Origin of the sequence: Pseudomonas sp. ANT_J28, from assembly GCF_008370005.1 — a bacterium.
Taxonomy (GTDB): domain Bacteria; phylum Pseudomonadota; class Gammaproteobacteria; order Pseudomonadales; family Pseudomonadaceae; genus Aquipseudomonas; species Aquipseudomonas frigoris.
In genome coordinates this window covers 49,816-69,355 of record NZ_VOBM01000009.1, presented here as the reverse complement: position 1 = coordinate 69,355, position 19,540 = coordinate 49,816, and the positions used below count along the sequence as shown (strand labels likewise).

19 protein-coding genes and 1 riboswitch are annotated in these 19,540 nt (G+C 61.1%); of the genes, 14 read left to right on the top strand and 5 right to left on the bottom strand.

From position 1 onward, the window contains the following. The first annotated feature begins 158 nt into the window (after positions 1-158). Together FQ187_RS08410 and FQ187_RS08405 are read left to right on the top strand one after the other, a co-directional pair. The gene (locus FQ187_RS08410) at positions 159-1,535 is read left to right on the top strand and encodes a pyridoxal-phosphate dependent enzyme (protein WP_149629112.1); all 1,377 of its coding nucleotides are present in this window, start codon (positions 159-161) and stop codon (positions 1,533-1,535) included. Then, complete coding sequence (locus tag FQ187_RS08405; RefSeq protein WP_149629111.1) at positions 1,532-2,710, top strand: PLP-dependent aspartate aminotransferase family protein; 1,179 nt, start codon at positions 1,532-1,534, stop codon at positions 2,708-2,710. Before FQ187_RS08410 ends, FQ187_RS08405 begins: the two co-directional genes overlap by 4 nt. 63 nt (positions 2,711-2,773) lie before the next feature. Here FQ187_RS08405 and FQ187_RS08400 read toward each other — a convergent pair whose 3' ends face one another. The 3 genes from FQ187_RS08400 to purM are packed head-to-tail and all read right to left on the bottom strand — an operon-like array spanning position 2,774 to position 5,216. Continuing rightward, on the bottom strand, positions 2,774-3,487 hold the full coding sequence (locus FQ187_RS08400) for a DUF3108 domain-containing protein (RefSeq protein ID WP_129442316.1): 714 nt from the start codon (positions 3,485-3,487) through the stop codon (positions 2,774-2,776). 8 nt (positions 3,488-3,495) lie between these two features. Then, a complete protein-coding gene (gene purN, locus FQ187_RS08395; protein WP_149629185.1) occupies positions 3,496-4,146 on the bottom strand; it encodes a phosphoribosylglycinamide formyltransferase in 651 nt (216 codons plus the stop codon). 11 nt (positions 4,147-4,157) lie between these two features. After that, on the bottom strand, positions 4,158-5,216 hold the full coding sequence (purM, locus tag FQ187_RS08390; RefSeq protein WP_076030216.1) for a phosphoribosylformylglycinamidine cyclo-ligase: 1,059 nt from the start codon (positions 5,214-5,216) through the stop codon (positions 4,158-4,160). A gap of 382 nt (positions 5,217-5,598) precedes the next feature. On the opposite strand from purM, the gene FQ187_RS08385 reads away from it, so the two are divergent. The 6 genes from FQ187_RS08385 to FQ187_RS08360 all read left to right on the top strand — a co-directional run bounded on the left by FQ187_RS08385 (position 5,599) and on the right by FQ187_RS08360 (position 10,956). After that, on the top strand, positions 5,599-6,660 hold the full coding sequence (locus tag FQ187_RS08385) for a DUF2066 domain-containing protein (protein WP_149629110.1): 1,062 nt from the start codon (positions 5,599-5,601) through the stop codon (positions 6,658-6,660). A gap of 38 nt (positions 6,661-6,698) precedes the next feature. Further along, positions 6,699-7,772: an AI-2E family transporter gene (locus tag FQ187_RS08380; RefSeq protein ID WP_149629109.1), complete on the top strand. Its 1,074-nt coding sequence runs from the start codon at positions 6,699-6,701 to the stop codon at positions 7,770-7,772. Between the two features lie 230 nt (positions 7,773-8,002). Beyond that, a complete protein-coding gene (gene hda, locus FQ187_RS08375) occupies positions 8,003-8,707 on the top strand; it encodes a DnaA regulatory inactivator Hda (RefSeq protein WP_008148645.1) in 705 nt (234 codons plus the stop codon). A 227-nt stretch (positions 8,708-8,934) separates the two neighbouring features. Next, the gene (locus FQ187_RS08370; RefSeq protein ID WP_149629108.1) at positions 8,935-9,585 is read left to right on the top strand and encodes a C40 family peptidase; all 651 of its coding nucleotides are present in this window, start codon (positions 8,935-8,937) and stop codon (positions 9,583-9,585) included. Between the two features lie 165 nt (positions 9,586-9,750). Continuing rightward, on the top strand, positions 9,751-10,287 hold the full coding sequence (locus FQ187_RS08365) for a C40 family peptidase (protein ID WP_134422204.1): 537 nt from the start codon (positions 9,751-9,753) through the stop codon (positions 10,285-10,287). Positions 10,288-10,302: 15 nt separating this feature from the next. Then, entirely contained in the window at positions 10,303-10,956 is a 654-nt protein-coding gene (locus FQ187_RS08360; protein ID WP_149629107.1) for an O-methyltransferase, read from the top strand. 133 nt (positions 10,957-11,089) lie between these two features. Here the strand turns inward: FQ187_RS08360 and FQ187_RS08350 are convergent, their stop codons facing one another. Both FQ187_RS08350 and FQ187_RS08345 read right to left on the bottom strand, forming a co-directional pair. Beyond that, complete coding sequence (locus FQ187_RS08350) at positions 11,090-12,403, bottom strand: sorbosone dehydrogenase family protein (protein WP_149629106.1); 1,314 nt, start codon at positions 12,401-12,403, stop codon at positions 11,090-11,092. 68 nt (positions 12,404-12,471) lie between these two features. Then, positions 12,472-13,056, bottom strand: a complete 585-nt coding sequence (locus FQ187_RS08345; protein ID WP_149629105.1) for a hypothetical protein — start codon at positions 13,054-13,056, stop codon at positions 12,472-12,474. A gap of 154 nt (positions 13,057-13,210) precedes the next feature. After that, a riboswitch (cobalamin riboswitch) is annotated at positions 13,211-13,445 on the top strand. Positions 13,446-13,525: 80 nt separating this feature from the next. Here FQ187_RS08345 and cobO point away from each other — a divergent pair. From cobO to FQ187_RS08315, 6 genes are read left to right on the top strand one after another with little or no spacing between them, the layout of a single operon-like run. Beyond that, positions 13,526-14,137, top strand: a complete 612-nt coding sequence (cobO, locus tag FQ187_RS08340) for a cob(I)yrinic acid a,c-diamide adenosyltransferase (protein ID WP_129442332.1) — start codon at positions 13,526-13,528, stop codon at positions 14,135-14,137. After that, positions 14,134-15,549, top strand: a complete 1,416-nt coding sequence (locus tag FQ187_RS08335) for a cobyrinate a,c-diamide synthase (protein ID WP_149629104.1) — start codon at positions 14,134-14,136, stop codon at positions 15,547-15,549. Before cobO ends, FQ187_RS08335 begins: the two co-directional genes overlap by 4 nt. Then, a complete protein-coding gene (bluB, locus tag FQ187_RS08330) occupies positions 15,546-16,196 on the top strand; it encodes a 5,6-dimethylbenzimidazole synthase (protein WP_149629103.1) in 651 nt (216 codons plus the stop codon). The genes FQ187_RS08335 and bluB overlap by 4 nt, the downstream gene beginning before the upstream one ends. Next, positions 16,193-17,104 (top strand): adenosylcobinamide-phosphate synthase CbiB, encoded by a 912-nt coding sequence (cbiB, locus tag FQ187_RS08325; protein WP_149629102.1) that lies wholly within the window; start codon positions 16,193-16,195, stop codon positions 17,102-17,104. Before bluB ends, cbiB begins: the two co-directional genes overlap by 4 nt. Then, on the top strand, positions 17,097-18,089 hold the full coding sequence (gene cobD / locus FQ187_RS08320) for a threonine-phosphate decarboxylase CobD (RefSeq protein ID WP_149629101.1): 993 nt from the start codon (positions 17,097-17,099) through the stop codon (positions 18,087-18,089). Before cbiB ends, cobD begins: the two co-directional genes overlap by 8 nt. After that, positions 18,086-19,537, top strand: a complete 1,452-nt coding sequence (locus tag FQ187_RS08315; protein WP_149629100.1) for a cobyric acid synthase — start codon at positions 18,086-18,088, stop codon at positions 19,535-19,537. Before cobD ends, FQ187_RS08315 begins: the two co-directional genes overlap by 4 nt. The last annotated feature ends 3 nt before the right edge of the window (positions 19,538-19,540 follow it).

Here is a 19,540-nt window from a genome sequence, read left to right as displayed (position 1 = left end):
ACAAAGTGCCCCGGTCATGCTACCGGCTGGCTGTGCAAGGTTGCGGGTGGCGCCATCCCGGCCTATGGTCCAAGCGATACTTTGCCTGCGACTGGCGTGCGATGATTCGCCGCCGGTTGCTGTCCATCCAGTGCTGATTTTCGTAGCGAGGTGACGACATGCCCACCGACTCCCGACCCGCCGTACTCGAACTGATCGGTAACACGCCGCTGGTGCGCGTCAGCCGTTTCGATACCGGCCCGTGCACGCTGTTCCTCAAGCTCGAATCGCAGAACCCCGGCGGCTCGATCAAGGATCGCATCGGTCTGGCGATGATCGACGCCGCCGAGCGCGATGGCCGCTTGCGTCCCGGCGGCACCATCGTCGAAGCCACCGCCGGCAACACCGGCCTTGGCCTGGCGCTGGTCGGCCGTGCCAAGGGCTACCGAGTGGTGTTGGTGGTGCCGGACAAGATGTCCACCGAGAAGGTCTTGCACCTCAAGGCGATGGGCGCCGAGGTGCACATCACCCGCTCCGACGTTGGCAAGGGGCATCCCGATTACTACCAGGACGTAGCGGCGCGGCTGGCGCAGGAAATTCCCGATGCCTTCTTCGCCGATCAATTCAACAACCCGGCCAACCCGCTGGCCCACGAATGCAGCACCGCGCCGGAGATCTGGGCGCAGACTCAACATGATCTGGACGCTATCGTCGTCGGCGTTGGGTCGGCCGGTACGCTGACTGGGCTGACTCGTTTCTTTCGCCGCGTGCAACCGGACCTGGTCATGGTGCTGGCCGATCCAGTCGGCTCGGTGATGGCCGAATACAGCCGCAGCGGCACCATGAACACGCCCGGCTCCTGGGCGGTGGAGGGCATCGGCGAGGACTTCATTCCGTCGATTGCCGACCTGTCCAGCGTGCGCCACGCCTACTCGATCAGCGACGAGGAAAGCTTCGATCATGCCCGCCAACTGCTGCGCGCCGAAGGCATACTCGGCGGCTCTTCGACCGGCACACTGCTGGCGGCGGCGCTGCGTTACTGCCGCGAGCAGACCGAGCCGAAGCGGGTCGTCAGCTTCGTCTGCGACACCGGCACGCGCTACCTGTCGAAGGTCTACAACGACCAGTGGATGAACGATCAGGGCCTGTTGCAGTACAAACATTACGGCGATCTGCGCGACTTGATCTCACGGCGCTTCGAGGATGGCCGGGTGATCAGCGTGGGCCCGGACGATACGTTGCTCACCGCGTTCCAGCGCATGCGCCTGGCGGATGTCTCGCAACTGCCGGTGCTGGAGGGCGGGCAGCGGCTGGTCGGCGTGATCGACGAGTCCGACATTCTGCTGGGCATGCAAGAAGAGGCTTCGCACTTTCGCGCGAGCGTGGCCAGCGCGATGACCGATAAGCTGCAAACTCTGCCTCCAGGCGCCAGTCTGGCTGAACTGCGGGCGGAGCTCGACCGTGGGCTGGTGGCGATCATCGCTGACGCTTCGGGCTTCTACGGCTTGATTACTCGAGTCGACATGCTCATTCATCTACGGAGATCCCTTACATGAGTCAACACGATGAAAACGCTGTGCCACGTGCCTTCGCCACCCGAGTGATCCATGCCGGGCAAATGCCCGACCCTACCACCGGGGCGCTGATGCCGCCGATTTACGCCAACTCCACCTATTTGCAGCAGAGCCCCGGAGTGCACAAGGGCTTCGACTACGGGCGCTCGCACAACCCGACGCGCTTTGCGCTGGAGCGTTGCGTTGCAGACCTCGAAGGCGGCACCCAGGCCTTCGCGTTCGCCTCCGGGCTGGCGACGATCTCAACCGTGCTCGAATTGCTCGATGCTGATTCGCACATCGTCTCCGGCAACGACCTGTACGGCGGTACTTTTCGCCTGTTCGACAAAGTGCGTCGGCGCAGCGCCGGGCATCGCTTCAGCTTCGTCGACCTGACTGATTTGTCGGCCTTCGAAGCGGCGTTGCAGGACGACACGCGGATGGTCATGGTCGAGACGCCGAGCAATCCTTTGCTGCGCCTCACCGACCTCGTTGCCATCGCGCGCATCTGCCGCCAGCGAGGCATTATTTGTGTCGCCGACAACACCTTTGCCAGCCCCTGGATACAGCGCCCGCTGGAGCTTGGCTTCGACATCGTGCTGCACTCGACCACCAAGTACCTGAACGGCCACTCCGACGTGATCGGCGGCATTGCGGTGGTCGGACAAAACGCAGACCTGGCGGAGCGTCTGGGCTTCCTGCAGAACTCGGTAGGCGCGATTGCCGGGCCGTTCGACGCTTTCCTCACCCTGCGCGGCGTGAAGACCCTGGCGCTGCGCATGGAACGCCACTGCAATAACGCGCTGGACCTGGCGCAATGGCTGGAACGTCAGCCGCAGGTGGCGCGCGTCTATTATCCGGGCCTGCCGTCGCACCCGCAGCACGCACTGGCGCAGCGGCAGATGCGCGGTTTCGGCGGGATGATATCCCTTGACCTGAACAGCGACCTGGCCGGCGCCACGCGCTTCCTCGAGAGTGCGCGGATCTTTGCCTTGGCCGAGAGCCTGGGCGGGGTGGAAAGCCTGATCGAGCACCCGGCGATCATGACCCACGCCAGCATCCCCGCGGATACTCGTGCGCAACTCGGCATCGGCGATGCGTTGGTGCGGTTGTCCGTGGGGGTCGAGGATGTCGAAGACCTGCGCGCCGACCTGGCACAGGCGCTGGCGCGGATCTGAATTTCAGCAGGCAAAAAAAATCCGGAACCCTTAGCGGATTCCGGATTTTTGTGTCGAGCCGGATCAGCTGCCTTTGACAGCCTTGCCGTTGACCGTACCGTCGAGGAGCATGATGTTGTACTCCTTGCCGTCGGTTTCAACCTGTTGCAGACGAACCAGCAGGTAATCCCAGTCCTTGGCGAACCACAGGACGGTGATGCGCTTGCTTTGTGTCGGATCGCGCACGCGCTCGACCTTGATGGCATCGATCTGGCCAGCCTTGGTGTCGACTTTTTCCGAACCCAGCACGCGGAAGTCATAGGTATCGACTTCGCCAGCATCGACGACCTGGTAACTCATGCTTTTCTTGCCGGCAGCCACATCGTGTTGCAGGGCCAGCTGATAAGTGGATTTGTCGACCATGCCACGGTTGAGCGGGATCTTGACCGGGTCACCCCGATCGGTGCCGGTGACCATTTTGTTGGTCCAGTCGAAATCCAGGTCAGCTTTCTTGGCTTTACCCAGGCCGCCACGTTCGAAGTGGTAGGACTGCGGCAGCAAGGTGTCCTTGTCCAAAGTCAGGGTGCTTTCTTCGGTCAGGCTGGCGATCATCATCGAGGCCTTGAAGCTGAGCTTCCAGGCGCCGTTGGCTTGTTTGGTCAGGCTGCGTTCAGCGGTGCCGCTCATGGGCAACTGCTTCCAGTCAGCGGTGTAGCTGGCGGAGAAAGGTTGAAGTTCTGCAGCCTGCGCAAATGGCAGTGCGAGCAGAGCGCAAGCGAAGAGCAGGGCGCGACGCATAAAATCTCCTAGGTTCGAATCAAGTGGCCGCTGGCCGCGAGTAACTTTCCATCCAGTAAAGCACCTTGCTCGCCGAGTGATACACGACCTTCGGCAAACCAGCGTACAGCCAGCGGGTAGATCAGGTGTTCCTGAACATGGACCCGCTGCGCCAGACTCTGCGGCGAATCGTGCAACTCTACCGGTATTACTGCCTGTACGACCAGTGGTCCGCCATCGAGTTCCTCGGTGACGAAGTGCACGGAGCAGCCGTGCTCGGTGTCGCCGGCCTCCAGCGCGCGCTGATGCGTGTGTAACCCTTTGTATTTGGGTAGCAGCGAAGGATGGATGTTGAGCAGGCGACCTTGGTAGTGGCGCACGAAGCCTGCGCTGAGAATGCGCATGAAACCGGCCAGTACCACGAGTTTGGGGTTGAACGCGTCGATCAGTTCGATCAGCGCGGCATCGAAGGCCTCGCGGCCTTCGAAAGCCTTGTGATCCAGGGTGCGGGTGTCGATACCCGCATCCCTGGCGCGTTGCAGGCCGTAGGCGTCGGCGCGGTTGGAAATCACCGCAGCGATGCGGGCCGGGCTGTCGCCGGTCCGCGTGCTGTCGATCAAGGCCTGCAAGTTACTGCCGGTGCCGGACACCAGCACCACCACATCACAGGTCTGGGACATCGGCACTTGCATCAGTGTGCCTTGAGGTTCTTCAGTTCAACCGAGGCCGCGCCTTCGGCAGCGGTGGAGATCTGACCGATGACCCAAGGCTGCTCGCCGGCTTCGCGCAGGACGTTCAGGGCGGTTTCTACGTGCTCTTGAGCAACGCAGATGACCATGCCCACGCCGCAGTTCAGCACGCGGTGCATTTCGTTTTCGTCAACGTTGCCTTTCTCTTGCAGCCAGTCGAACACGGCAGGACGGGTCCAGCTCGCGACGTCAACCACGGCTTGTGCGCCTTTTGGCAGAACGCGCGGGATGTTGTCCAGCAGGCCACCACCGGTGATGTGGGCCATGGCTTTGACCGCGCCGGTTTCCTTGATCAGCTTGAGCAGCGGCTTCACGTAGATACGGGTCGGGGCCATCAGCAGGTCGGTCAGCGGTTTGCCGTCGAGCTGGATGTTTTCGATGTCGGCACCGGACACTTCGATGATCTTGCGGATCAGCGAGTAGCCGTTGGAGTGCGGGCCGGAAGACGGCAGGGCGAGCAGGGCATCGCCGGCAGCGACTTTGGAACCGTCGATGATTTCGGATTTTTCCACGACGCCGACGCAGAAGCCGGCCAGGTCGTAGTCTTCGCCTTCGTACATGCCTGGCATTTCAGCGGTTTCGCCGCCAACCAGGGAGCAGCCGGACAATTCACAGCCAGCGCCGATGCCGGTCACGACCTGGGTCGCGGTTTCGACGTTGAGTTTGCCGGTGGCATAGTAGTCGAGGAAGAACAGCGGCTCGGCGCCGCAGACCACCAGGTCGTTCACGCACATGGCAACCAGGTCGATGCCGATGCTGTCGTGCTTGTTCAGGTTCAGCGCCAGGCGCAGCTTGGTGCCGACGCCGTCGGTGCCGGAAACCAGCACGGGCTGCTTGTAGCCGGCCGGGATTTCGCAGAGGGCGCCGAAACCGCCCAGGCCGCCCATGACTTCCGGGCGCGCAGTGCGCTTGGCGACGCTCTTGATGCGTTCGACCAATGCTTCACCGGCGTCGATGTCTACACCGGCGTCCTTGTAGCTCAGGGAGGGTTGCTTGCTCATGATCCAGGCCTTTAGGGGGGATTCAGGGGTAACGACCGAGTCCAGTGGGACCGCCGAAACAGACGAAGGCGAGTGCCGTCCGCGAATTTCAGGGTGCCCGGCTGTTGCCGGTCTGCGAAGGCGCGCGATTTTATCAGGCTTGAGGGGCAGCGGCCATCCTCACGCCGACGGCAGGGGCATATCAGCTTAAAAAAACCTTCATTGCCCGTGTTGGCCGCATCCTTCATGGCTGTATAAGGTATCGCTATTAACCGTCTATCGTTATGACAGTGCAAAAACTTACCAGGGTCAGGTGAATGTTTTGCTTGGGGGCGTGGTCACAGCCTTGCTCAATCCGGTTCACGCGGCCTGTTCCAGCCGCTCTTGTCGTCAGGAATCCTCCATGCGTTTTTTTTCTAGATTTTTGTTTGCGGGCTGTATGTCATTGGTCAGCCTGGCAAGTCATGCCGAAACCGTCAAAAATCTGTATCAGGTGCGTCAGCCTGTCAGTGGTCAAACCCCGGAAGTGCGTGATCAAGCGACCCAGCAAGCGCTGGATACGTTGGTGTTGCGTCTGACCGGCGATCCCAAGGCTGCGCAAAGTCCGGGGTTGGCGGCACTGCGCAAGGACCCGCAGCAAATCATCAGTCAGTACGGCTTTGACGCCGGCCCGCCGGAAGTGCTGAAGGTCGATTTCGACCCGGCCACCACCGAGCAAGCGTTGCGCCGTGCCGGGCTGTCGTTGTGGGGGGCGAACCGGCCTTCGATCCTCGGCTGGTGGTTGAACGATTCCACCGAGGGTTCGAGCCTCGTCGGCGATGGCCAGGCCAGTGCTGCACCGCTGCGCCGAGCGGCTCAACACCGTGGTCTGCCGCTGCGCCTGCCGCTGGCCGATCTGAGTGAGCAGATCGTCGCCACGGCACCGAATCTGGAAGGTACGGACGCGACACCACTGCGCGGGGCATCGGAGCGTTACAACGCTGACGCCTTGCTCGCGGTGCATGCTCGGGAAGAGGGCGGGCAGTGGCAGGCCAAGTGGCATTTGTGGCTCGGCGACAAGAAGGAGGCGGGCAGCGTGCAGGGCGCGGATCAGGCCGCGGTGGCCGATGCGGTGATGCTGGCGGTCAGTGAGCGGCTGGCGCCGCGGTTTGTCGTCAAGCCGGGTGTTTCGAGCGAACAATTAATTGAAGTGCAGGGCATGAATCTGGAGCACTACGCGACGCTTGGACGTTTGCTAGAGCCGTTTGGTGCGCGCCTGCAAAGTGTCGACGGCGACCGGATTCTCTATCGGGTCAATGGCAGCGCTGAACAGTTGAAGGCGCAATTGTCGCTGGCGAAGTTGCAGGAAGTCCCGGCCGGTGAGGCGTCAGCACCGACGGCTCCTGTTCAGCCTGTGGCCGACGGTTCGGCGCCTGCTGTAGCACCAAGTCCGGCCCCGGTGCCGCAGTTGCGATTCCGTTGGTAAGGTTTTCTTTCTTTATATAGATGCATATGGAGTTGTACATGGCCGATACGCGGCGTTGGTTCTGGTTGGGTGGGGTGATCCTGCTCTGCGCGTTTGTCTGGCTGTTGCATCCGATCCTGACGCCTTTTCTGGTGGCGCTGCTGTTGGCTTATTTGTTCGATCCATTGGTGGATCGGCTGGAGAAGGCCGGTCTGTCTCGGACCTGGGGCGTGGTGGCGGTATTTGCGCTGTTCACCTTGATCTTCACGACCTTGCTGCTGGTGCTGGTGCCGATGCTCGCCAAGCAGCTGTTCCGCTTGTACGAATTGGCACCGCAGATGCTCGACTGGTTGCAGCACACCGCACTGCCGTGGGCGCAATCGAAATTCGGACTCTCGGATAATTTCTGGAAATTCGACAAGCTCAAGGCAGCAATCAGCGAGCACATGGGCCAGACCACTGACATTGTCGGGGTCGTGCTGAGTCAGGCGACGGCTTCCGGGCTGGCGCTGATCGGTTGGCTGGCGAATCTGGTGCTGATCCCGGTGGTGAGTTTCTATCTGCTGCGCGACTGGGACCTGATGATGGCCAAGATCCGCGGCCTGCTGCCCCGTGACCGCGAAGAGCGCGTTGTGATCCTGGCGGGTGAATGCCATGAAGTACTGGGTGCGTTCGTGCGCGGTCAGTTGCTGGTGATGGTGGCGTTGGGCGTGATCTATGCGGCCGGCCTGATGTTGGTAGGGCTGGAGCTGGGGCTGTTGATTGGATTGATTGCCGGTCTGGCGGCGATCGTGCCGTACATGGGGTTCGTTATCGGGATCGGTGCGGCTTTGATTGCCGGGCTGTTCCAGTTCGGTGGCGATCTGTATCCCATGATCGGTATCGTCGCGGTGTTCATGGTGGGACAGGCGCTGGAAGGTATGGTGCTGACGCCATTGCTGGTGGGGGACCGGATCGGTCTGCACCCGGTGGCGGTGATCTTCGCGATTCTGGCAGGGGGCGAGCTGTTCGGTTTCACCGGTGTGCTGCTGGCGCTGCCGGTGGCGGCGGTGATCATGGTGCTGGTGCGGCATGTGCATGATTTGTATAAAGATTCTGATATCTACAGTGGTGCCGACGAGCCTGAGCTCTAAGGTTCGTTGATGGTGGGTAACGGGCGGCCTGGTTCCATGCCGGGTTGGCCCACATCCCTCGTGCGGCTGTCACATGCGCCGCCAAAGAAACTGTCATAAAACCAGGGTGTTAACGCAAACCTTTGATTTTGCTTGTGGTCTGTCGCATTGTGCGACCCGCCTCACGGGTATAAACTTCGCAAACTTTACACAGAGGCCACTAACGGTTCCTTTGGAACTGTTCAGTCAGCATGAAACCGATTCAGCTGCCCCTAGGTGTGCGTCTGCGTGATGACGCTACCTTTATCAATTACTATCCAGGCGCCAATGCCGCTGCACTCGGCTATGTCGAGCGGCTATGCGAAGCCGACGCCGGTTGGACCGAAAGCCTGATTTATCTCTGGGGCAAGGACGGGGTAGGGCGTACGCACTTGTTGCAGGCGGCCTGCCTGCGCTTTGAGCAGTTGGGGGAGCCGGCGGTGTATTTGCCGTTGGCCGAACTGCTTGATCGCGGCATCGCCATCCTCGACAACCTCGAACAGTACGAACTGGTCTGCCTGGATGATTTGCAGGCGGTGGCCGGTCGGGCGGATTGGGAAGAGGCGTTGTTCCATCTGTTCAATCGTCTGCGTGACAGCGGTCGACGCCTGCTGATCGCCGCGTCGACCTCCCCGCGTGAACTGCCGGTGAAGCTGGCGGACCTCAAATCCCGTCTGACGCTGGCGCTGATCTTTCAGATGCGTCCGCTCTCCGACGAAGACAAATTGCGTGCCTTGCAACTGCGCGCATCTCGTCGTGGTCTGCACCTGACCGATGAAGTCGGGCATTTTATTTTGACCCGCGGTACGCGCAGCATGAGTGCACTTTTCGAGCTGCTTGAGCGTCTCGATCAGGCCTCCCTTCAAGCTCAGCGCAAGCTGACGATTCCCTTTCTGAAAGAAACGCTTGGCTGGTAACAAACGCCTGGTAAAGCCAAGGCGCTAGCGGGTTTCGGCATATTTCAGGCGTCAAGAATTCCGCTTTCCGACAGGGCTGCAGGCTGCGCGAACGTCTAAAACGGGCTTAAGCGCTTAGATGTAAACGAGAAACCGGGAAGTCACATAAAGATCGATTGAATTTGCAAATGAGGTTGATAGCGGGCATAGTCTCGCCTTCTTTACAACTATCAGCCACGGTCGTGCCCATGCTAAATCGCTTTGCACCCCTCGTGCCTCTCGCACTCGTCACCCTGTTGTTCGGTTGCGCTGCTCACTCTCCAGTGTCCCAGCAAGAGCAACAACAGCAGGTTAAAAATTCTGCTACCGCCCAATCTTCCGCTCTTTATCAGCAAGCTCTTTTCCAGGAAGAGGCGGCCACCGAAAAAGAACTGGCAGACTTCGCCGGCGGCAAGTCCTACCAGCTCCCAGTTCTGGCTGACAGCATCCTCGAACGCGGCATGTCCCTGATCGGTACCCGTTACCGTTTCGGCGGCACTTCCGAAGCAGGCTTTGATTGCAGCGGCTTCATCGGTTACCTGTTTCGTGAAGAAGCCGGCCTGAACCTGCCACGCTCCACTCGCGAAATGATCAACGTCGACGCTCCGCTGGTTTCTCGCAGCAAACTGGAGCCGGGCGACTTGCTGTTTTTCGCCACCAATGGCCGTCGCGGGCGCGTCAGTCACGCCGGGATCTACCTGGGTGACAACCAGTTCATCCATTCGAGCAGCCGCAAAAGCGGTGGTGTCCGGATCGATAGCCTGGGCGACAGCTACTGGAGCAAGACCTTCATCGAAGCCAAGCGCGCACTGGCGATGGCGCCGATTGCAGCCCCCACGATCGTCACTGCTCGCAAGTAAGCGGACATTTTGTAAGGTGAACTTAAAGTCTTACTTGAAGTTTGCCGCGTAGCCGCTAGAATCCTGATCTATTATTGATGGCAAACCGCCTGCGCCCTGCGCAGGCGGTTTTCTTTTCTGCGCCCCCTGCAGAAAAAGCCGCAGCCAGATCAGGATGCTCTGCATATGTCGACGTCGGCCCGCCTCGCAATCATGTTCTTCGCAGCGCTGCTCAGCGCCTGCGCCAGCCGTACACCGCCACCTGCGCCGGTGGTTCGCGCGCCCATTGTTTTCAGTTCCTCCCAGCCATTCTCCCCTGAGGCAGAAGACGTACTGTTCCGCGCGCTCGGCCTGGTGGGCACGCCGTATCGTTGGGGTGGCAACACACCGGATTCGGGTTTCGATTGCAGCGGGCTGATCGGTTATGTCTACCGTGATGTCGCAGGCATTTCTCTGCCGCGTACCACGCGCGAGATGATCAGCATGCAGGCGGCCAGTGTGGGCAAGGAAGGCCTGCAGACCGGTGACCTGATCTTCTTTGCCACAAATGGCGGTTCTCAGGTCAGTCACGCCGGGATCTACGTCGGCGAAGGTCGCTTCGTCCATGCGCCAGCCACCGGCGGCACGGTGAAGCTCGACAGCTTGTCCAAAGCCTACTGGCAGAAAGCCTATCTGAGTGCCAAGCGCGTCTTGCAACCTGAGCACTTGGCGCGCAACCCCTAAATTGCAGAGGTTGTCATGACCGCTCGCACACTCAATCTCGACGATTCCCTGTATCAATACCTGCTCGACGTTTCCCTGCGCGAAACGCCGCTGCTCAAGCGTTTGCGTGACGAAACCCAGGCGCTGCCCATGGCTCGCTGGCAGGTGGCGCCCGAGCAAGGTCAGTTCCTTGCGCTATTGGTTAAGCTCACCGGCGCCAAGCGTCTGCTGGAAATCGGCACCTTCACCGGTTACAGCGCCTTGTGCATGGCGGCTGCATTGCCGGATGACGGTTCGCTGATCTGCTGTGACATACCCGGCGACTACAACACCACTGCGCGGCGTTACTGGCAGGAAGCGGGGCTTTCCGAGCGGATCGATCTGCGTCTGGGGCCGGCGCTGGAAACCTTGGCTCAACTGGATCAGCAACAGCCATTCGACCTGATCTTCATCGATGCCGACAAAGCCAACTACCCACGCTATCTGGAGCACGCCCTGCGTCTGCTGCGCGTCGGCGGTCTGGCGGTGTTTGATAACACGCTGTGGAGCGGACGGGTGCTTGAGGACAATCCCGAGAGCGAAGACACCCGAGCCATCCAGGCGCTCAATCGCGCCTTGAAAGATGACTCGCGTGTTGACCTGTCGTTGTTGCCAATAGGCGATGGTTTAACGCTGTGCCGCAAAAGGTAGGCGCTGAACCGATCTAATGTGGGAGCGGGCTTGCTCGCGAAAGCGCACTGACAGTCAACATTGATGTTGAATGTCATGACACCTTCGCGAGCAAGCCCGCTCCCACATTGGTTATGTGTTGGCAGTTGGAGATTTATTTTGCGGCCGACACGCGCCACACCTTATTGCCCACGTCATCCGCCACCAACAAATCACCCTGTTGGTCAATCACCACGCCTACCGGACGGCCCATGGCTTTTTCCTCGTCATTGAGGAAACCGGTAAGCACATCAATCGGCTGCCCGATCGGTTTCCCTGCACTGAACGGAACGAAAATCACTTTGTAGCCACTGTGCGGTTTACGGTTCCATGAGCCATGCTGGCCGACGAATGCCCCTTCCTTGAACTGCGCCGGTAGTCTGTTGCCTTCAGCAAACGTCAGGCCCAGTGATGCGGTATGCGGGCCAATCGCGTAGTCCGGAGCAATGGCCTTGGCCACCAGGTCGGGGTTTTGCGGTTCGACGCGGATGTCGACGTGCTGACCGTAATAACTGTAAGGCCAGCCGTAGAACCCGCCGTCTTTCACTGAAGTGATGTAATCCGGCACCAGATCGCTGCCGATTTCGTCGCGCTCGTTGACCGCTGTCCACAATGCGCCGCTCCGAGGTTCCCAGGCTAGCCCGTTTGGATTACGAATCCCCGAGGCGAAGATCCGATGGTTGCCGGTGGCGCGATCCACTTCCCAGATCGCCGCTCGACCTTCTTCCTTGTCCATGCCGTTTTCGGCCACGTTGCTGTTCGAGCCCACCGTGACATACAGCTTGCTGCCGTCCTTGCTGGCGATGACGTTTTTGGTCCAGTGGTGATTCAGCGTACCGCCCGGCAGGTCGATCACCTTCATAGGCTGCGACTTGATCGCCGTCTCGCCGTTTTCATAGTGGAAGCGCAGCAAGCGGTCCGTGTCGGCGACGTACAGGTCATTGCCGACCAGGGTCATACCGAAGGGCGAGTTGAGGTTTTCCAGGAACACCGTACGGGTTTCGGCGATGCCGTCGTGGTCCTTGTCCCGCAGCAGCGTGATGCGATTCGGGCTCGGTACTTTGGCGCCGGCACGGTCCATGACTTTGCCCATGACCCAGCCACGAATACCTTTGCCGTCATCGGGTTTGGGTGGTGCGTTGGTTTCGGCCACCAGCACGTCGCCGTTAGGCAATACGTAAAGCCAACGCGGGTGATCGAGACTTTCGGCAAACGCCGCCACCTGAGTCCCTGTCGCGGCGATAGGCTTCGCGCCGTTCGGCCAGCCGATCGCCGGGGCGATGTTCACCGTCGGGATCAGGGTCTTGTTCGGTTCTGGCAGCTTGGGTGACGGGCCGTAGCCGTCGGTGACTTGCAGCCTGGCGGTTTCACCACAGGCGACAAGCACTCCGGCGAGCACGATGACGAGAACGAGCGGGGGCTTGCGCATGCTGATCTTCCCTATGAATGCATTGACCTAATCAATAGAGAAGCACAGGTGTGCGATGGTTCAACCGGTCAGCCGCGGGCTTCCTTGAACAGCACGGCAATGCCGGGGTGATAGTTGCCGGCTTCGTTGCGCAACTTGCGATAGGCATAGGGGAAGTACCAGGCCACCGCGCAGGTGTGTTCCTTTTGCAGGTCGTCGACCATGTCCTGGAGTTCTTCCGGGGTGGCGCCTTGTTGGGCTTTTTGCGGCGCAACGAACAGGCAGCCGAGTTTCAGGTCGCTGGCGTAGCTGATGCGTTTGGCATCGCTAGTGATGTCTTGCAATGCTTGAGTCAGGTTCAGGCTGTTGACGCGTGGCCAGCGCTGGGTCGCCTGAAGGTAAGCGCGTTCTTCGCTGGTCGCGATAAACAGATCGGCGCGGCCGTTGCGTTCGCCTTCTTCGGTCTGTTTGCGGGTTGGTGTTTGTTGCAGCGTGATCATTTCTGCCATCCAGGCCGCGGCGGAAAGCAGGCTCAGGTTGGCTTTTTCGTCGAACCAGTAAGGCGTGTCGTTATCGCCGCGCACGGCGTTGTAGCGGTCGATACAGTCAAACCAGCGTTCCAGCACCGGGCGCAGGAATTCCAGCTTCGGATTGCTGATGATCATGCCTTGCATGTGGCTCACCCTTGTTATTGTGTTGTGAGATTGTGGCTCTTTGATATCACTGCTGAGAGTGTGGCACAAGATTGGCGTCAGATAATTGATCGACGGCAGTTATTCGCTCGCAGGCCGCCCGTCTTCAATTGACGCTCCATCCCCAACCCTCTAACCTTCGCGGCTTGTTTCAGGTGCTCTGTGACCTTGGTCGACAGAGTGAAACAGGGAAGCCGGTGAGCGATCTTTTCAATTCATGAAGGCTCACGATCCCGGCGCTGCCCCCGCAACGGTAAATGAGTGAAGACTGCGCCTTGAGCCACTGTGTCGACTGTCGACATGGGAAGGCGCGCAGTCAGGCCAAGTGCCGCTCATGAGCCCGGAGACCGGCCTGATCCATCCAGCGGCATCACGGTGGGCGATGCCAGGCTTCTTGCCGTCTATTCTTGTGTCTGCCCGCCGTTATCCAGCCTCAACGGAGAGCTCCCCCATGACTGATACCCCCGATCGTGACGAACGTCATCTGGCGCGCATGCTGCGCAAAAAAGCCGTGATCGACGAACGCATCGCCAATTCCCCGAATGAATGCGGCCTGCTGCTGGTGCTGACCGGCAACGGCAAAGGCAAAAGCAGTTCGGCCTTCGGCATGCTCGCCCGGTCCATGGGCCACGGCATGCAGTGTGGCGTGGTGCAGTTCATCAAGGGCCGCAGCAGCACCGGCGAAGAACTGTTCTTTCGGCGCTTTGCGGAACAGGTGCGTTTTCATGTGATGGGCGAGGGCTTCACCTGGGAAACCCAGGATCGCCAGCGAGACATCGCCGCCGCCGAAGCCGCGTGGGCGGTGTCGCGCGAATTGCTGCGTGACCCGTCGATCGGCCTGGTGGTGCTGGATGAATTGAACATTGCGCTCAAGCACGGTTATCTGGATCTGGACCAAGTGCTCAGCGACTTGCAGGCCCGTCCGCCGATGCAGCACGTGGTGGTGACCGGTCGCGGCGCGAAGCCGGAGATGATCGAACTGGCCGACACCGTCACCGAAATGGGCGTGATCAAGCACGCGTTCCAGGCCGGAATCAAAGCGCAAAAAGGCGTCGAATTGTGAGTCAGCCACGTCATTGCCCGGCGGTATTGATTGCCGCGCCGGCCTCCGGTCAGGGCAAGACCACCGTGACCGCCGCGCTGGCCCGTTTGCATCGCAATCGGGGGCGCAAGGTGCGCGTGTTCAAATGCGGCCCGGACTTCCTCGATCCGATGATTCTCGAGCGCGCCTGCGGTGCGCCCGTGTATCAACTGGACATGTGGATGGTCGGCGAGCAGGAAAGTCGTCGACTGTTGTGGGAAGCCGCCGGCGAAGCGGACTTGATCCTCATCGAAGGCGTCATGGGGTTGTTCGACGGTACGCCGTCCAGCGCTGATCTGGCGCGGCACTTCGGTGTGCCGGTGCTTGGTGTGATCGATGGCACTGCCATGGCCCAGACCTTTGGCGCACTGGCCTTGGGGCTGGCGCGTTATCAGCCGGACCTGCCGTTTGCCGGTGTGTTGGCCAACCGCGTCGGCACCCTGCGTCATGCGCAATTACTTGAAGGCAGCCTGACTGAAGGTTTGCGCTGGTACGGCGCCTTGTCCCGGGAAACCGGGATCGAATTGCCGAGTCGACACCTCGGGCTGGTTCAGGCCAGTGAATTGAACGATCTCGATCTGCGCCTCGATGCGGCGGCCGATGCACTGGCCAGCAGTTGCGAGGTCGCGCTGCCACCGGCGGTGGAATTCGCCGCGCCTGATGTGATCGATGCAGAACCGTTGCTGGCCGGAGTGCGTATCGCCGTGGCCCGTGACGAGGCGTTTGCCTTCACCTACGGCGCGAGCCTGGATTTGCTGCGAGCCATGGGCGCCGAGCTGCTGTTTTTCTCGCCGATCCGCGACGCCGGTTTGCCGGAGGTAGATAGCCTCTATCTGCCGGGCGGTTATCCCGAATTGCACCATGTGGCGCTGTCACAGAACACCACGATGCTGGCCGCAATCCGCGCTCACCATGCGGCGGGTAAACCGTTGTTGGCAGAGTGTGGTGGCATGCTTTATCTGCTCGATTCGTTGACCGATGTCGAGGGCACTCGCGCTGAATTAGTCGGCTTGCTGGCCGGTGATGCGGTGATGCAAAAGCGTCTGGCTGCATTGGCGTTGCAGGCGGTCGAATTACCGGAAGGTTCGCTGCGCGGGCACACCTATCACCACTCGCTGACCAGTACCGAGCTTGAACCTATTGCTCGTGGCTTGAGCCCGAACGGTGGGCGCGGGGCAGAGGCGGTTTACCGCGAAGGGCGGATGACGGCTTCTTATGTGCATTTCTATTTCCCGTCCAATCCATCGGCGATTGCCGCGCTGTTTGTGCCTGACCTTCAAGCCGCCTTCGCGAGCAAGTCGAATCGTCGCACCGCCGCTCCCACAGGGGACCGCGTTTCTTCAGGCAGCACACCTTCCAATGTGGGAGCGAGCTTGCTCGCGAAGAGGCCATGACCGACAACGCATTTTCCGAGGCTGAACGCGAAGCAGTTTATCGCGCCATCGGCGAACGCCGTGACATGCGTCATTTCAGCGGTGGCACGGTCGAGCCCGAGTTACTGCGGCGCCTGCTCGAAGCCGCGCATCAGGCGCCGAGTGTCGGCCTGATGCAGCCCTGGCGGTTCATCCGCATCAGCGATCGAGCCCTGCGCGGCAAGATCCAGTTGTTGGTGGAAGAAGAACGCATCCGCACCGCCGAAGCCCTCGGCGAGCGCACCGATGAATTCATGAAGCTGAAAGTCGAAGGCATCAACGACAGCGCCGAGGTTCTGGTCGCTGCGCTAATGGACGATCGCGAGCGCCACATCTTCGGCCGTCGCACCTTGCCCGAAATGGACATGGCCTCGCTGTCCTGCGCGATCCAGAACCTCTGGCTGGCCTCCCGCGCTGAAGGGTTGGGCATGGGCTGGGTCTCGCTGTTCGAGCCGCAAGCGCTGGCGGACCTGCTGGGTTTGCCAGCCGGAGCCAAGCCGACGGCCATTCTTTGCCTGGGGCCGGTCAAGGAATTCTATCCGGCGCCGATGCTGGTACTCGAAGGCTGGGCGCAGGCGCGTCCGCTCAGTGAGCTGCTGTATGAAAACTATTGGGGAGTGAGTCAATGAGTGTGGCGTTATTGAGTGTCGCCGCGGTTGCGCTGGATGCGCTTCTGGGTGAACCCAAACGCTGGCATCCGCTGGTGGCGTTCGGCCGTTTTGCCGACCGCATCGAGCAACGTTTCAACGGCGGCGGTGGCCGCGGCTGGCGCAGTCATGGCGTCACTGCCTGGGTGATCGCGGTGTTGCCGCTGACCCTGCTGGCCACGGCGTTTTCCTGGGCACCCTATGTCGGCTGGATCGTCGAAATTCTCGTGCTCTATTGCGCCCTCGGCATGCGCAGCCTTGGTGAACACGTCGAGCCGGTGGCCAAGGCGCTGCGCAGCGATGATCTGGACGAGGCGCGCAAACGGGTCAGTTATTTGGTCAGCCGCCAGACCAGCGAACTGGATAAAACCGAAGTCGCCCGCGCCGCCACAGAATCGGTGCTGGAGAACGGCAGCGACGCGGTATTCGCTGCGCTGTTCTGGTTTGCCGTGGCCGGTGCGCCCGGTGTGGTGCTCTACCGTTTGAGCAACACGCTGGATGCGATGTGGGGCTATCGCAACGAACGCTTCGAACGTTTCGGTTGGGCCGCGGCAAAGATCGACGATGTCCTCAACTATATTCCTGCACGCCTGGTGGCGCTGACCTACGCGCTGCTGGGCAAAACCCGACTGGCGCTGAAATGCTGGCGTACCCAGGGCCCGACCTGGGACAGCCCGAATGCCGGTCCGGTGATGGCAGCCGGTGCCGGAGCGCTCGGTGTCGAGTTGGGCGGGGCGGCGATTTATCACGGCGAACTGCATCAGCGTCCGCCACTGGGCGAAGGCATGCCGGCGGACGCCGACTCCATCGACCGCGGCTGGCAATTGGTCCAGCGCGGGGTATGGTTATGGTTACTGATCCTCTGCGTGGGGGCTGAATTCTATGCTTGAGCACGGCGGTCGGTTACGCAAGGCGGCGCTCGATTACGGCATCGCCGAAGCCGATTGGCTCGACCTGTCCAGCGGCCTCGCGCCCTGGCCGTTTCCGGTCCCGCAGATCCCATTGCGGGCCTGGGCGCGGTTGCCGGAAACCGATGACGGTCTGGAGCAGGCGGCGTGTGATTACTACGGCGCCGCTCAAGTGCTGCCGGTGGCCGGCTCGCAAATGGCGATCCAGTTGCTGCCGCGATTGCGCCGGGCCGGCAAGGTCGGCGTGCTCTCGCCGTGTTACGCCGAACACGCCGAAGCGTGGCGCCGCAATGGCTACATCGTGCGTGAAGTGCTGGAGCAGGAAATCGACTTCTATCTCGACAGCCTCGACGTGCTGGTGGTGGTCAACCCGAACAATCCTACCGGCCTGAGCCTGACACCGAGTCGGCTGCTCGACTGGCACTCGCGGCTGGCCCAGCGCGGTGGCTGGCTGGTGGTGGACGAGGCGTTCATGGACAACACACCGCAGCTGAGCCTGGCACCTTTTGCCAATCAGGTCGGGTTGATCGTGCTGCGTTCCTTCGGCAAGTTTTTCGGCTTGGCCGGTGTGCGCCTGGGTTTCGTGCTGGCCGAGCGCAAGTTACTCAAATTGCTGGCCGAGCAAGTGGGCCCGTGGGCGGTCAGCGGGCCGACGCGGGTGCTGGGGCAGGCCTGCCTGCTGGATACCGAAGGGCATGCCCGGCAGAGGGTTCGTGCTGAAGAAGCCAGCGAGCGTCTGGCGCTGCTGCTTGAACAGCATGGTTTCAAACCACAGGGCGGCTGCGCCTTGTTTCAATGGCTGATCACCGACCGCGCCGAAGCCCTGCATGAGTTCATGGCCCGGCGCGGCATTCTGCTGCGGTTGTTCACGCACAACAGCAGTCTGCGTTTCGGCTTGCCCGCCGATGAAGCCGACTGGACACGTCTCGCGCAAGCGTTCGAAGCCTACGCTAGGGAAACCCAATGACTACGCTGATGGTGCAAGGCACCACTTCCGACGCCGGTAAAAGTACGCTGGTGACGGCGTTGTGCCGCTGGGTCGTGCGTCAGGGCGTCAGCGTCGTGCCGTTCAAGCCGCAGAACATGGCGCTCAACAGTGCCGTGACCGCCGACGGTGGCGAGATCGGTCGCGCGCAAGCGGTGCAGGCTCAGGCGGCCAACCTTGCGCCGCACACCGACATGAACCCGGTGCTGCTCAAACCCAACAGCGATACCGGCGCCCAAGTGATCATCCATGGCCGCGCGGTCACGACGATGAACGCGGTCGCGTATCACGACTACAAAGCCATCGCGATGCAAGCAGTGCTGGCCTCGCATGAACGGCTGAGCGCGGCTTATCCAGTGGTCATGGTCGAAGGCGCGGGCTCGCCGGCGGAGATCAATTTGCGCGCTGGCGACATCGCCAACATGGGCTTTGCCGAGGCGGTGGATTGTCCGGTGGTGTTGATCGCCGACATCAATCGCGGCGGGGTTTTTGCGCATCTGGTGGGCACGCTGGAACTGTTGTCGCCCAGCGAACAGGCGCGGGTCAAAGGCTTCATCATCAACCGGTTTCGCGGCGATATCGCTTTGCTGCAACCGGGTCTCGACTGGCTGGAAGCGCGCACCGGCAAACCGGTGATCGGCGTTCTGCCTTACGTGATGGACCTGCACCTGGAAGCCGAGGACGGCATCGACCAGCGTCAGACCGACAAGGCCGACCAGGTGCTGAAAGTGCTGGTGCCGGTGCTGCCGCGGATCAGCAACCACACCGATTTCGATCCGCTGCGCTTGCATCCGCAGGTGGATCTGCAATTCATCGGCCCCGGTCCGGCAATTCCGCCGGCTGACCTGATGATTCTCCCCGGCTCGAAAAGCGTGCGCAGTGACCTCGCGTATCTGCGGGCCAATGGCTGGGACACCGCGATCAGTCGTCATCTGCGTTATGGCGGCAAAGTGCTCGGCATTTGCGGTGGTCTGCAAATGCTCGGCGAGCAGGTACACGACCCGCTAGGCCTCGAAGGTGCACCGGGTTCCAGCGTCGGTTTGGGCTTGTTGGCGTTCGAAACCCAGCTCGAAGAAGAGAAGCAATTACGCAATGTGCGCGGGCGTCTGGCGCTCGAAAATGCGCCAGTCAGCGGCTATGAAATTCATGCCGGCGTGACCACCGGGCCGGCGCTGGAAAACGCCGCGGTGCAGCTGGACGACGGTCGCTGCGACGGTGCGCAAAGCGTGGACGGGCAGATTTTCGGCACCTATCTGCATGGGCTGTTTGAATCGCCCGCGGCGTGCAGTGCGCTGTTGCGCTGGGCAGGTTTGCAGGCTGTTCAGGAAGTGGATTATCACGCGTTGCGTGAGCGCGATATCGAGCGGCTGGCGGATCTGGTGGAGAAGTATCTGGATACCGGGTTGTTGCGGGAACTCTGTGGGATTTGAAGA

Coding starts and splice junctions, on each gene's coding strand:
- cobO (WP_129442332.1), top strand. CDS start 13,526: ATGACTGATACCCCCGATCGTGACGAACGTCATCTGGCGCGCATGCTG.
- FQ187_RS08380 (WP_149629109.1), top strand. CDS start 6,699: ATGGCCGATACGCGGCGTTGGTTCTGGTTGGGTGGGGTGATCCTGCTC.
- FQ187_RS08345 (WP_149629105.1), bottom strand. CDS start 13,056: ATGCAAGGCATGATCATCAGCAATCCGAAGCTGGAATTCCTGCGCCCG.
- FQ187_RS08315 (WP_149629100.1), top strand. CDS start 18,086: ATGACTACGCTGATGGTGCAAGGCACCACTTCCGACGCCGGTAAAAGT.
- bluB (WP_149629103.1), top strand. CDS start 15,546: ATGACCGACAACGCATTTTCCGAGGCTGAACGCGAAGCAGTTTATCGC.
- FQ187_RS08405 (WP_149629111.1), top strand. CDS start 1,532: ATGAGTCAACACGATGAAAACGCTGTGCCACGTGCCTTCGCCACCCGA.
- FQ187_RS08410 (WP_149629112.1), top strand. CDS start 159: ATGCCCACCGACTCCCGACCCGCCGTACTCGAACTGATCGGTAACACG.
- purN (WP_149629185.1), bottom strand. CDS start 4,146: ATGTCCCAGACCTGTGATGTGGTGGTGCTGGTGTCCGGCACCGGCAGT.
- FQ187_RS08365 (WP_134422204.1), top strand. CDS start 9,751: ATGTCGACGTCGGCCCGCCTCGCAATCATGTTCTTCGCAGCGCTGCTC.
- FQ187_RS08360 (WP_149629107.1), top strand. CDS start 10,303: ATGACCGCTCGCACACTCAATCTCGACGATTCCCTGTATCAATACCTG.
- hda (WP_008148645.1), top strand. CDS start 8,003: ATGAAACCGATTCAGCTGCCCCTAGGTGTGCGTCTGCGTGATGACGCT.
- cobD (WP_149629101.1), top strand. CDS start 17,097: ATGCTTGAGCACGGCGGTCGGTTACGCAAGGCGGCGCTCGATTACGGC.
- cbiB (WP_149629102.1), top strand. CDS start 16,193: ATGAGTGTGGCGTTATTGAGTGTCGCCGCGGTTGCGCTGGATGCGCTT.
- FQ187_RS08385 (WP_149629110.1), top strand. CDS start 5,599: ATGCGTTTTTTTTCTAGATTTTTGTTTGCGGGCTGTATGTCATTGGTC.
- FQ187_RS08350 (WP_149629106.1), bottom strand. CDS start 12,403: ATGCGCAAGCCCCCGCTCGTTCTCGTCATCGTGCTCGCCGGAGTGCTT.
- FQ187_RS08400 (WP_129442316.1), bottom strand. CDS start 3,487: ATGCGTCGCGCCCTGCTCTTCGCTTGCGCTCTGCTCGCACTGCCATTT.
- purM (WP_076030216.1), bottom strand. CDS start 5,216: ATGAGCAAGCAACCCTCCCTGAGCTACAAGGACGCCGGTGTAGACATC.
- FQ187_RS08370 (WP_149629108.1), top strand. CDS start 8,935: ATGCTAAATCGCTTTGCACCCCTCGTGCCTCTCGCACTCGTCACCCTG.